Source organism: Sulfurospirillum diekertiae (assembly GCF_011769985.2).
GTDB classification, from domain to species: domain Bacteria; phylum Campylobacterota; class Campylobacteria; order Campylobacterales; family Sulfurospirillaceae; genus Sulfurospirillum; species Sulfurospirillum diekertiae.
In genome coordinates this window covers 662,001-674,756 of the sequence record NZ_CP039734.2, presented here as the reverse complement: position 1 = coordinate 674,756, position 12,756 = coordinate 662,001, and the positions used below count along the sequence as shown (strand labels likewise).

Annotated in this window: 10 protein-coding genes and 1 tRNA gene; all 11 read right to left on the bottom strand. The window is 36.7% G+C overall.

Annotated features, from left to right (window positions below; all coding sequences use genetic code 11):
* Nucleotides 1-17: 17 nt before the first annotated feature.
* Complete coding sequence (gene argH / locus FA584_RS03495) at nt 18-1,403, bottom strand: argininosuccinate lyase (protein ID WP_167750231.1); 1,386 nt, start codon at nt 1,401-1,403, stop codon at nt 18-20.
* Between the two features lie 86 nt (nt 1,404-1,489).
* Entirely contained in the window at nt 1,490-3,067 is a 1,578-nt protein-coding gene (gene pckA, locus FA584_RS03490; RefSeq protein ID WP_167750230.1) for a phosphoenolpyruvate carboxykinase (ATP), read from the bottom strand.
* Nucleotides 3,068-3,175: 108 nt separating this feature from the next.
* Nucleotides 3,176-4,981 carry a biotin/lipoyl-containing protein gene (locus FA584_RS03485; RefSeq protein WP_167750229.1) on the bottom strand — a complete coding sequence of 602 codons (1,806 nt, stop codon included), beginning with the start codon at nt 4,979-4,981 and terminating at the stop codon, nt 3,176-3,178.
* A 686-nt stretch (nt 4,982-5,667) separates the two neighbouring features.
* Nucleotides 5,668-5,928 carry a hypothetical protein gene (locus FA584_RS03480; RefSeq protein WP_087437927.1) on the bottom strand — a complete coding sequence of 87 codons (261 nt, stop codon included), beginning with the start codon at nt 5,926-5,928 and terminating at the stop codon, nt 5,668-5,670.
* Between the two features lie 93 nt (nt 5,929-6,021).
* Nucleotides 6,022-6,106: transfer RNA gene (locus FA584_RS03475), tRNA-Leu, on the bottom strand.
* Between the two features lie 48 nt (nt 6,107-6,154).
* Nucleotides 6,155-6,457 carry a F0F1 ATP synthase subunit C gene (locus FA584_RS03470; RefSeq protein WP_041956852.1) on the bottom strand — a complete coding sequence of 101 codons (303 nt, stop codon included), beginning with the start codon at nt 6,455-6,457 and terminating at the stop codon, nt 6,155-6,157.
* A gap of 101 nt (nt 6,458-6,558) precedes the next feature.
* Entirely contained in the window at nt 6,559-8,802 is a 2,244-nt protein-coding gene (locus FA584_RS03465; protein WP_167750228.1) for a polyribonucleotide nucleotidyltransferase, read from the bottom strand.
* A gap of 32 nt (nt 8,803-8,834) precedes the next feature.
* Nucleotides 8,835-10,697 (bottom strand): LPS-assembly protein LptD, encoded by a 1,863-nt coding sequence (locus FA584_RS03460; RefSeq protein WP_228448589.1) that lies wholly within the window; start codon nt 10,695-10,697, stop codon nt 8,835-8,837.
* Nucleotides 10,621-10,950 carry a hypothetical protein gene (locus FA584_RS14385; protein ID WP_228448588.1) on the bottom strand — a complete coding sequence of 110 codons (330 nt, stop codon included), beginning with the start codon at nt 10,948-10,950 and terminating at the stop codon, nt 10,621-10,623. The genes FA584_RS03460 and FA584_RS14385 overlap by 77 nt, the downstream gene beginning before the upstream one ends.
* Complete coding sequence (locus tag FA584_RS03455; protein WP_096045989.1) at nt 10,940-11,395, bottom strand: RDD family protein; 456 nt, start codon at nt 11,393-11,395, stop codon at nt 10,940-10,942. The genes FA584_RS14385 and FA584_RS03455 overlap by 11 nt, the downstream gene beginning before the upstream one ends.
* A complete protein-coding gene (purD, locus tag FA584_RS03450; RefSeq protein ID WP_096045988.1) occupies nt 11,385-12,659 on the bottom strand; it encodes a phosphoribosylamine--glycine ligase in 1,275 nt (424 codons plus the stop codon). Before purD ends, FA584_RS03455 begins: the two co-directional genes overlap by 11 nt.
* Nucleotides 12,660-12,756: the final 97 nt, after the last annotated feature.

The window sequence follows — 12,756 nt, the reverse complement described above, 5'->3', positions numbered from 1 at the left end:
ACCTCTTCATGATTTACTTAATGACGCGATTTTATCCATGTTTCAAAAATTTCAATCTGTTTACATGTAGAAGAGACTGCCGTTCCTCCTTGAGAAGTTCGTGCATTCATCGAATGAACTAAAGAGAGATATTCGCTGACATCTTCACCGATGCGAGCGTCAACTTTTTGAAGCTCATCTACACTCATAACACTAAGATCAATTCCTAATCCTTCAGCATGTGCTACGGCACGCCCTGTGATAAAATGAGCTTCACGAAAAGGGATATTGCACTTTTGAACCAAATAGTCAGCCAAATCCGTTGCACTTAAATGTCCAACTTCGCAGGCTTGTTTCATGCGTCCAACATTAATAGTCATCGTACGAACCGCTTCTTTGAGGATGTTAAGAGACATGTAAACGGTTTCAACACTATCAAACACGCCCTCTTTATCCTCTTGCATATCTTTATTGTACGCTAGAGGAAGTCCTTTAAGCACGGTTAATAATCCAATCAGATTGCCATTCACACGCCCTGTTTTACCACGTAAAAGTTCAGGGACATCGGGATTTTTCTTTTGGGGCATAATGGAACTACCTGTAGAGTATTCATCGCTAAGCGTGATAAATTTAAACTCATAGCTTGACCACAAAATAAGCTCTTCCGCAAATCGTGAAATATGCATCATAATCGTCGAAATATTGAAGAGAATTTCAAGTGCAAAGTCACGATCACTGACCGTATCAAGGCAGTTCACGCTCACACTATCAAATCCTAAAAGCTTGGCCACATACTCTCTATCAATATTATGAGGTGTCCCCGCAAGGGCGGCACAGCCAAGAGGTAAAATATTATTGCGTTGGTAAGAACTTTCAAGGCGTTCAATGTCTCGTTTAAACATCGAAACATACGCTAAGAGGTGAAAGGCAAGGTTGATGGGTTGGGCATGTTGAAGATGTGTCATGCCTGGAAGAAGTGTGTTGGTGTGTTCTTTAGCAATACTCATTAAAACATCAATGACCTCTTCTAATACATGCACTATCACTAAATTTTGTTTTTGAACGTACAGTCTAAAATCAACGGCAACTTGATCGTTACGACTGCGCGCTGTATGAAGGCGTTTTCCTGCTTCTCCAATAAGATCAATAAGCCTTGTTTCGACCGACATGTGAATATCTTCGTGGGCAATATCAAAAACAAATGTTTCTGATTCAATCTCTTGTTTGATTTGCAGTAAACCTGTCGCGATTTGATCGGCTTCATCTTGGGTGAGAATACCTTGTTTTGCAAGCATTGTTGCATGCGCAATTGAGCCTTTGATATCCTCTTCGTATAGTTTTTTATCGAAAGGTAATGAAGCGTTAAATTCGTCGAGTAATTGTGCTCCGCTTGCGGCAAATCTGCCAGACCATAGCTTTGACATTCAAATATCTCCTATAAAATTGCGTTAGATTTTGTGATATTAAAAGGTAAAGGAGCTCAAAAACTCCTTTACATGTAAAGTTAAAATTAGAGTTTTGGACCTGCATTTGAGAAATCAGAATCCGCTGTAATGTATTTTTTAAAGTTGTCAATAAACATACCAGCAAGTTCATCTCTGGTTGCATCGTAAAAACTTTTATTTTCCCATGTATTTTTAGGATTTAAAATTTCTGTTGGAACACCATCAAGTGCTTTTGGTACTTGGATGTTGAAAACAGGGATAGATTCAAATTCGCAATCATTAATACTACCATCTAAAATTGCATTAATACATGCACGTGTTGCTTTAATGCTCATGCGCTTTCCAACACCGTAACTTCCGCCAGTCCAACCTGTATTGACCAAATAAACATCAACGTTATGCTTTGCGATTTTCTCACCTAAGAGTTTTGCATAAACGGTTGGATGCAGTGGTAAAAATGCCTCACCAAAACAGGCACTAAACGTTGCAACAGGTTCCGTAATACCACGCTCTGTTCCAGCAACTTTAGCGGTATAACCACTGAGGAAATAGTACATTGCTTGCTCATTATTAAGTTTAGATACAGGAGGCAAAACACCAAATGCATCGGCGCTTAAAAAGATAATTTTTTTAGGATGTCCTGCTTGTAGGCTTGTTTCATGATTGTCAATATGATAAATAGGATAAGACACGCGGGTATTTTCTGTTTTAGAGGCATCTGCATAATCAACTACACATTTATCATTCATAACAACATTTTCAAGCAGTGCATCTTGACGAATTGCCCCAAAAATTTCAGGCTCACTGCTTGGATCAAGATTGATACATTTAGCGTAACAGCCGCCCTCAAAATTGAAAATACCATTATCATCCCAGCCGTGTTCATCATCTCCAATGAGCTTACGCTTTGGATCTGTTGAAAGAGTTGTTTTTCCAGTACCTGAAAGACCGAAGAAAAGAGCAGTATCACCTTTTTCACCCACATTGGCTGAGCAGTGCATAGAAAGTTTCCCCTCTAAAGGCAACCAGTAGTTCATCATAGAAAAGATTCCCTTCTTGATCTCTCCACCATACCACGTACCACCAATAATAGCAATATTGTCTTCTACATTAAAAACAACAAATACATCAGAGTGTAAATTGTGCTTTTTATAGTCTTCATTGACTATTTTACATGCATTATAAAGAACGAAATCTGGTTTAAAATGGGCTAATTCTTCTTCTGAAGGTCTAATAAACATATTTTTTACAAAATGTGCCTGCCATGCAATTTCTGTGACAACACGAATACTCTTGCGACTGGCTAAACTTCCACCACTAAAAGCATCTTGAATATAAATATCTTTACCGGAGAGTTCTTTTTTAACTTTTTCAAAAAGTTCTTCATATATCTCTTTACTCACTTTATGGTTCATTTTACCCCATGAGATATATTTATTAGAAGGCTCTTGATCTACAAAATATTTATCTTTTGGGCTTCGTCCTGTAAAGATTCCTGTATCAACACTAAATGTACCATTACTTGTAACATGTCCTTCATTATTAGCGATTTCATGTTTCAAGAGTTCTTCGTAACTTAGATTGTAGTGAACCTTTCCAATATTGGTTAACCCTAATTTTTCAATTTCATTAATCTTCGACATATTATTGATATCCTCAATACATTTAATTATCATTCATAGCAGAAAATCTCTGCAACAGCGAAGAGCCAAGTGACACCTGCCACATTTGGCTCTGTCTATTTTTATAGCTTATAGCGTAACAAGGAGCTGATTATTAACAATAACATCACCTTGATTAACACGAACACTACTCACAATACCATCAATGGTTGCGGGAACTTCAATTTCCATTTTCATCGCTTCTATAACGATGACGGGTTGTCCTTTAGTCACTTTATCCCCGACATTAACCAAAACTTTAAAAATAGAACCAGGTATTCCAGCTCTCACTTCAGCATTATTAGAAGGGATAAGTGCGGCGTTACCAGACTCTGCACTACATCCTTCTTCAATTTCAATGAAATATTCTTGTCCGTTAATAACAAATGCATCTTGTTTATCAGATGGCTTAACATTGTATTTTTGACCATTAACAATAACGGTATAATCCTCAGAAGCATTGCAAAGGACTTTTTCTTTATCAGCTTTGCCAATTTTACGAACATTGACTTTTGCTTCGCCTTTTAAGAAAGCAATACCTTTATCTTTACATGAAGCAGCAATAAAGATATTTTCTTCCGTCGCTTTTAATCCTTCTTTTTCCAAAAGTTGCTTAACCGTTGTTAACGATTTACTCTCATCTTCATCCGCAAGATCAAGCGCATTTTTCTTCGTTGGTTCAAGTTTTAATTGTTTACTAGCAAGCGCAACAACTTTTGCATTAGGTGCAACTGGAGTTTTTCCAAAATAACCAAGAACCATTTTGCCATAGCCTTCAGCAATTTTTGTCCATGGTCCAAACATGACATTATTAAATGCTTGTTGGAAATAAAATTGTGATACAGGCGTAACGCTTGTACCATATCCACCTTTTTCAACAACCTCACGCATGGCTTTAATCACTTCTGGAAATTTATGAAGAATATTATTATCACGAAGCATTTGAGTATTAGCAGTTAACGCACCGCCTGGCATTGGAGAGAAAGGAATTAAAGGAGAGACTTGCACCGCTTCTGGTGGCATAAAATAATCTTTTAAACAATCTTGCAAAACATCCTCGTAGGTAAGAATTTTTTCAAGCTCTAATCCACCAAGATCATAATTTTTACCTTTGACCGCATGAAGCATCGTTAGAATATCTGGCTGGCTTGTACCTCCACTCACAGGAGCAGCGGCAAGATCAATACCATCCACGCCCGCTTCAAGAGCAGCTAAATAACACGCAACACTGACACCTGCTGTTTCATGTGTATGAAGTCTTACATGCATGCCTTCAGGTAAGAGTTTTTTGGCCATTTTTATGGTCTCATAAACTTTTTGAGGACTTGACGTACCACTGGCATCTTTGAAACAAACGCTGTGGTATGGGATGCCAGAATCCAAAATTGTTCTCAGTGTTTTTTCATAAAAAGCAACATCATGAGCACCAACACATTTGGGAGGAAGATCCATCATAGTGACAACGATTTCATGTTTAAGACCATGATGTACAATACGCTCACCACTGTATTTGAGGTTTTCGACATCGTTCAGTGCATCAAAGTTGCGAATCGTTGTTGTACTGTGTTTTCGAAACATTTTAGCATGTAAATCAATCAGTTCACGATTACCGGTGTCAAGCATAACAGTATTAACACCTCGAGCGAGTGTTTGAAGGTTCGCATCAGGGCCTGCAATAGCACGGAATCTATCCATCATTTCAAAGGCATCTTCATTTAAATAGAAATAAAGACTTTGGAAACGTGCCCCGCCACCAAATTCAAAATGGTTAATACCTGCATCTCTTGCTGCTGCTACTGCAGGTAGAAAGTCATCCATAAGTACACGTCCACCAAAAACTGACTGGAACCCATCTCTAAACGTCGTATCCATCACATCGATGTATTTTTTCGCCATTTTCTTTTTGCCCTTTTAGTATTTGCTTTTGTTTTAAGACTGAATAGAAGCAGCAATTGCTGCGACAACTGTGAAGTTATCTTTTTGCAATAATTCTTCAGTAGAATTACTCATATGAATACTCTCGTTTTTCATTGGGAAGTATTTCATAATGATTTAACCTGAACGTTGAACATAACGATCAATGTGGCTAAAAGCACAAAGCATGTAGATTGGTTAAGAACCAAGAATCTTAAGCTCTCCACATACAGATTAACTTCCATAAATACAACCCTTTTGTTTAAATTTAACTAAAAACAATAGTCAAAATTTTAGTATTTTATCATTTTATTTATTAAATCAAACCTATAGAAAAGTGCTGAAGTAGGGATAAATTTACTGCTTTACATGTAAAGATATTTGCAACAAAATATCTATTCTAAAAGATAAAACATGGAGTTTATCTTTAAAAGAAGTGACTCTAGACCATGAATTTTAGGAGTTTATTAAGAAGATATTGATGATGGTATGAGACGAATACTAATCAAAATAGCATAGAAAATTTAAAAATCACATCTGAATACTTCAGTCGATATGTGCCTATATACAATTTTCTTGCATACTTTATTTTTGAACTTACCTGCTCACCTACCATCATAGGTTCATTCAAATTATTTGCAGGCTGATTGTTTTTTAAAAATTTGAGCTTAAAGAATAAAGAAGTTTTCAGGATGTTTAATAATAGCACCATGCTCGGATATAGCTTCATCTGGCATATTATAACGTTCATTAAAAATTGGATGATGAAATTGTACTTCATCGTTAATAATTTCAAAAACCATCGTCTCGTAGACAACTTTCTTAGCATCGCCTTCAAAAAAAGAGTGACGAACATGCATACTTATTGTTGAGATAAGAAATTCTCTGCCATTTAGCTTAATAACATTTTTGAGCTCTAAGTCCCGCATCAGATACCTTTCGAGATTTGTATAGTCTTAGAAATAGTAACATAATTTAACATCGAATTTAATAAAATAGTGAAGGAAAAAAGGGAGATAAAATGGTGCGGTCGGGGGGATTTGAACCCCCACACCCGTAAGGCACTACCACCTCAAGGTAGCGTGTCTACCGTTCCACCACGACCGCATAAGAAGAAGAGACCTTATGATAAGGTCTCACTGTTTTGTTTGTTAATTAACCAAGAAATGGGTTTTTGTAAAGAAGGATCAAAGAGATAACAAGTGCATAAATAACTTGTGCTTCGATCATCGCAAGTGCAATAAACATTGTTGTTACAAGTTTACCACCAAGACCAGGATTTCTTGCTGTTCCAGAAATTGCTGAAGAAGCAGTGTTACCCATACCGATTGCGCCACCAAGTGCAGCAAGACCAAGTACGATACCTACAGCAAGTGCTGAGTAAGCTTTAACTGTTTCGCCCTCACCTGCAAACGCTAACGTTGCAAATGCTACCATTAAAAAAAGAATCTTTTTCAAAGATTGCTCCTATTTGTTTTTCAAAGTCTGTTCGGATAAACCCCTACTTACCACTTTGTGAGCGAGATTATAGCCATCTAATTGTTAAAAACCCTTTAAAGTTAGCGCTCTAGCCCTAACTCGATCTTATTCCCCGTTTGCTTCAAGATTTTGACACGTACTTTTTGCTCCAAAGCGAGATAATCACTGACTTTATCAACACGGTGATCGGCAATTTTAGAGACATGAAGGAGACCATCAATGCCACCAGGGAGTTCAATAAATGCACCAAAATCAACAATACGTTTGACAACACCATCTACCACTTCATCTTGCACAAATGTAGGAACTGGCTTCTCTTCTCTAGGGGCACTGTGTCTGTCCCCTCCTCTATCTCTTCCGCCACCACGTCCACCAAAGGAAGGCTTATTGGTAATTTGAATGATATGCTCTTTGGCAGCTTCAACTTTTTCTTTGTTCTCACCTGCGATTTTAACTTCACCTTTTTCTCGATCAAGATCAATAGAGACTTCAAACTTCTCAATAATTTCTCGAATAGTTTTTCCAGCTTGTCCAATAATATCCACAATTTTTGATGGATCAACACTAAAAAGTTCAAGTTTTGGCAAAATAGAATTGTTAACAATAATCTCTTGACTTGCCGCTTCCATTAATCCTAAAATATGGGCTCTTCCTTCTTTCGCTTGGTATAATGCCTCTTTAAGAACATCACGTGAAATACCGCCTAGTTTAATATCCATTTGTAGCGCAGTTATACCGTCTCTTGTTCCTGCAACTTTAAAGTCCATATCACCATCATGGTCTTCTAAGCCCATGATATCACTTAAAACTGCATGTTTATCGCCTTCAAAAATAAGTCCCATTGCAATACCTGCAACGAGTTTTTCAATATTAATCCCTGCCGCTTTAAGTGCTAATACTCCACCACAAATGGTTGCCATTGAAGACGAACCATTTGACTCCAAAATTTCAGACACAAGTCGAATCGTTTGTAGTCGATTTATATCAAGAACTGGCTCTAATGCACGACGTGCGAGATTACCATGACCTAACTCTCTACGACCTGGTGAACGAAGAGGAGAAGCTTCGCCTACAGAAAATCCAGGGAAATTATAATTCACCATAAAGGTGTCATTAATTGTATTTTTTTCAGTCAAAAGATCATACATTTGTGCATCTTTATCGTTACCCAATGTCACGACAGCTAAGGCTTGCGTTTGTCCACGGGTAAACAGACATGATCCATGCGCCAATGGTAAAATATTGGTCTCAATACTTATCGGTCGAATCTCATTCAGCTTTCTACCATCAGCACGAACACGTTTTTCAATAATCATTTCTCTTACAATTTTCTTTTTATACGCGTTGATCACACTATTGACAAGCTCTTTACTCCAGCCCTCTAAAATGGCAACTTCATCACTTAAAATTTTAGTTACAATTTTACTAAGCTCATTAGCTCGCTCACTTTTTGCCATTTGATTGATGGCATTATGCACGTCTTGCTTATAAAATTCATCAATATAGGCAAAGATAGAATCATTTTCTAAATCTTCTTTATAATCAAGCTCCGCGTCTTCTTTTTTCAAAGGTGTAAACGTTTGTTCATACGCACTTGTTGCCTCAGTAATGGCACTTTGAGCTTTGTCAATTGCTTCTATAATGGCATCTTCATTAAATTCATTAATCGATTGCTTTGTAATAACACTTTCTGCTAATGTAGGATCAAGCATTGGATCAATGGCCATGATTGGAAGATTCATACTTTCCATTGATGCAATAGAGCGCATTTCAATCATTAAAAGTTCTTCTTTTGTACCTGCGACGTAAAGATCCAAAGTGCTTGTTTTTAAAGCTGAATTAGAAGGATTAACAACATATTTTCCATCAATATATCCTATGCGTACACCAGCAACTGCTTTATTCACAGGAATATCAGAGAGATAGAGTGCCGCACTAGCAGCATTAAGTGCAGCTACTTGAAGATCAACTTCAGGATCACAGCTTAAGACAAAAACAACAATTTGGGTTGGATAAGCATATCCTTTAGGAAAAAGAGGGCGAAGACTTCGATCAATAATGCGTGAAGTAAGTGTTTCAAAATCACCAGGCTTTGTTTCTCGTTTAAAATAACCACCGGGAATCTTCCCAACAGCATAGGTTTTTTCAACATATTGTACGGTCAATGGTACAAAATTTTCTGAAACTTGACTGTCGTCTCTTGCAACTGTTGCTAAAATAACAGTGTTTTTAATTTTCAATAATGCAGCACCTGCTGCTTGTTTTGCAACTTTACCAATATCGTAAATCTCTTCTTGATTATTAACGGTAATTTTATATTCCACTCTTTTCTCCTTCGTTTATTAACTACATTTCTTTAAAATTTTTGTTCGGACTCTCTCGAAAGATCATATCCTACGCTACCAAGTGGATAGATATTAAACATAAACATAATACCTTCTCTATTCACTGAGTCAACACTTGCACTCGTTAATTTAGGCGTTATTTTATCTCTATATTGTATAGAATAATCCCAGCACTTCAAACTCTTTTTAAACCCAATATTCCATGATCTAAATTGATCATCTTGTACATCATAATCAACACTTGAGAAAATATTATAATGTGTGAAATATTTACTGTCAGCATATAGAGTCACAAAGCTATAATCTTTATTAGATGAAATATCTTGGCTCACTTTATAAATTGTATTTTCTCGATATGTTTTATCTTGGTAGGTATAGCGTAATGATGTCGAATAAATATCATCGGCATAATTAATAGAAACTTGATTACGAGACACTTTACTAAATTCATGGGAATAATGTAAATTATGCCCTAAATAAATTTTATCGGTTACATAGTATTTGAGATCATTTTCCAAATCACCATACTTATAATCGTAGTCACTGTAGTAAATCTGTTTTAATGAGTGACTTACTTTCTTTTCACCATCTTCATTATAAAAAAATTCTTTGAGTGTTAAAGAGGTACTTTTAGTCAATGTATTTAAAGCAATAAAATTAGCTACATAACCATTTTCATCCTCTTTACTAGGAAGAATTTGATCAAGATTAAGATACATTGTATGATAAAAATTATCGTACGGTTTTGAAAGTTCTGTATAGAGTGAAAATTTATGATAATTTCTCCAATATTTTCCCTCATTTTCTTGTGTATCATCGTTTCCATAAGCAATATGCGTTGCATAAATATTTTCTGAAACGCTTGCATGTAAATAATCTTCTAAAAATGAAAAATATAAGGTAAATGGAGCATTAAACTCATTTTGAAATGCCGTTATGCCCTCTGAACGTGTATAGTTGTGGGCTTGATAATCAACAGAATAGAGTAAATTATCAAATAAAAGTGGATTTGAAAAATGGTGATAATGTAATGTTGGTAATTCTTGCAATGTTGTATCATTGGTTACTAGTGAAGTATCAATATAATATTTAGCATAAAACCCAAAATAGTCCTCATTGTGCTTAATATAATAATTGAAACGCGAAGTTGCTAATTTATCATAGCTCAACGTATCATTTCTCATCGTATTAAAATAATCTATATCGTTAAGATAATTGATATCAAACCATAAGCCATCTTCAATAGTATTATATTTTTCACTTAAAAGCTGACTACGATCATATGTCATTTGTAAACCATAATGGCTATCATTTTTTAGGTTTTCATCCTTGGCATAGCTACTGTGTTCCTTAAAGTACCCTGTTGTAATAGAACCATTAGAATAGGCAGAGTCTACAAAACGGTAGGTTCCGTGCATTCCTTCACCTCTATTTGTTCGTACCTGCGGGCGAAGCTCTACATCGTAGTTCACATCAGGAGCAAAATAGATAGGCTGCATGTAATAAAAACCCTCTTGGCTACTCATCCCAAATTCAGGCTTTAAAAGTCCTGTACGCCTAGTTTTGTCCGTCGTAAATGAAAAATAAGGGAGGTACAAAACGGGAATATCACCTGCATAAAAGACAGGATTATAAAGATGTAACCATTTGTTTTCTTTATCGAATTCTCCTGACGTAAATGCTATTTTCCAATCAGGGTCTTGAGTATTGCAGCTCGAAACAATGGATTTTTGAGTAATGTAGGTATCAGGATTTAAAATGGCATTTTCACATTTTATCCATACATCGGAACTCTCATCAAAAAAAGAAGAGAGGGTCTGAAACGCCTTTGTCGGTATTAAGATTAATCTTGGTATGCCCACTTCTGGAAGCATAATTCACGCCCTCAAGTAGCGTAATATTACCAAAGAGCTCTAAATCACCATTGGCTTGATCATAGAAGGCCTCATCTGCAGTAATAAGATACTTTGGACTATAAAGAACCACATTGCCAACAGCATGGACTAATGTCCCTTCTTTACTCACATTGTTTGCTAAAACTTCTACATCTTGAGGTGTTTTTTGTGTTGGTGCTGCCCATAAGCTTCCCAAAGAAAGCAACAATAGGAAAAAAAATCTAATTCGCATTGATAACCAACGTGTTGGCGACTCTATCATGCCATGTCTCTCTTTTTGGATTTAAATACGCCCATATAAAGCCTAAATAAAATATGGACTCACTAATAATTCTAAACACTGCTCGACTTAACGAAAGGACTAAAGATGGATTTTCTAAATCAGCTGTTGAAATCACTCTGATTTTCATCGCAATCTTTCCTAACGTTGCTCCATACATCCATACAAAAAAAGTTTGATAAATCACTTTTAATACGACAACATAGATAAACAGACTGTTAATAGTATTTAGAAGCTCTTCTGTCGTCACATTTTCAGGCATTTGATCAAGATAAATCAATGAAAAAAGAACGGAAATTAAGATTTCGTCAATCAAATACGCTAGTCCACGCTTTTGTAGTGGCGCTAATGTAATATTTTCGCTTTCAAACTTTTCAATCAACTCTTCATTTGTCATGCTTGAGTGCCTGATATGCAATATCGCTTCTAAATTGTTTTCCAGCAAAATGGACTTGTCCACAAAGCAGGTAGGCACTATCACGTGCCGTTTTGATGCTATCACCTACACCCACGCATAAAAGGACACGTCCGCCTGTTGCATAAAGCTTACCATCTTCAAGGCTGACGCCTGCGTAAGAGATGTGCGTATTTTCGAGATCTTTATGAACATTTTTATCAATAATAATTTCTGCTGGCTTTGAATTGCCATAAGGATAATTTTCACTTGCCATCACGACTGCAATAGCATATTTATTAAAAAATTCTATGTTTAAATTTTTAAGGTTGCCTGTTGCCGCTTTATAAAAAAGCTCGCTCGCAGGTGTTTTTAACAGTGGCATTAAAATCTCGCACTCTGGATCGCCAAAACGAACGTTGTATTCCAAAACAATCGGCTCATTTTTGACGATCATCAAGCCAATAAACAACACACCCTCAAAGGGAGCATTCTCTTTTTGCATACCTGCAAGCGTCGGCTTAACCACACGCTCTTCGACTTTTTTATATAGCACTTCATCAATTAATGGGGTTGGTGCATATGCACCCATTCCACCCGTATTAGGTCCAATATCATTATCTTTCAAACGTTTGTGATCTTGTGCTGCGGGAAGAATTTTATAATCCACACCATCACAAATAACAAATAAGGAGAGCTCATACCCATCCAAAAATTCTTCGACAACGACGCCAAGCCCTGCATCACCAAAACTTTTACCGCTGAGCATATCACTCACAGCCTCTTTCGCTTCGTCTTTGCTTTGCGCGATGATGACACCTTTACCGGCACACAAACCATCGGCTTTTACAACGATAGGGAGATCAAGGGTTTCGATAAAATCATTGGCTTTTTTAGCATCACTCGTTTCGATAAATTTTGCGGTTGGAATGTTATAGCGAGAAAGGAAGTTTTTCATAAAGATTTTCGAGCCCTCTAAACGAGCTGCTGCTTTGGATGCACCAAAAATGACTAAACCTTTGGCTTTGAAAATATCGACAATACCATCCACCAAAGCGGTTTCTGGTCCGACAACGGTCAGATCGATGCCATTTTCTTTAGCAAAATTGGCTAATGCTTCATAATCTTTACAGGTAACATTGCTTCCAAGTTGTGGCGTTGCACCATTGCCCGGTGCGAAAAAAAGTTCAGTTACGTTTGGATCACGTTTCAGTGCTAAACCTATAGAATATTCTCTGCCACCACTACCAACAACCATTACCTTCATTAATATTTCTCCAAAAAAATCTATTTCGTTTACATGTAAAAACCCAAGTGAGCGTTCCGTGATTGAAGCGGCCCTAATAAGCCAACTTCTGGGAGTC

Coding starts and splice junctions, on each gene's coding strand:
- argH (WP_167750231.1), bottom strand. CDS start 1,403: ATGTCAAAGCTATGGTCTGGCAGATTTGCCGCAAGCGGAGCACAATTA.
- pckA (WP_167750230.1), bottom strand. CDS start 3,067: ATGTCGAAGATTAATGAAATTGAAAAATTAGGGTTAACCAATATTGGA.
- FA584_RS03485 (WP_167750229.1), bottom strand. CDS start 4,981: ATGGCGAAAAAATACATCGATGTGATGGATACGACGTTTAGAGATGGG.
- FA584_RS03480 (WP_087437927.1), bottom strand. CDS start 5,928: ATGCGGGACTTAGAGCTCAAAAATGTTATTAAGCTAAATGGCAGAGAA.
- FA584_RS03460 (WP_228448589.1), bottom strand. CDS start 10,697: ATGCTTCCAGAAGTGGGCATACCAAGATTAATCTTAATACCGACAAAG.
- FA584_RS14385 (WP_228448588.1), bottom strand. CDS start 10,950: ATGCGAATTAGATTTTTTTTCCTATTGTTGCTTTCTTTGGGAAGCTTA.
- FA584_RS03455 (WP_096045989.1), bottom strand. CDS start 11,395: ATGACAAATGAAGAGTTGATTGAAAAGTTTGAAAGCGAAAATATTACA.
- purD (WP_096045988.1), bottom strand. CDS start 12,659: ATGAAGGTAATGGTTGTTGGTAGTGGTGGCAGAGAATATTCTATAGGT.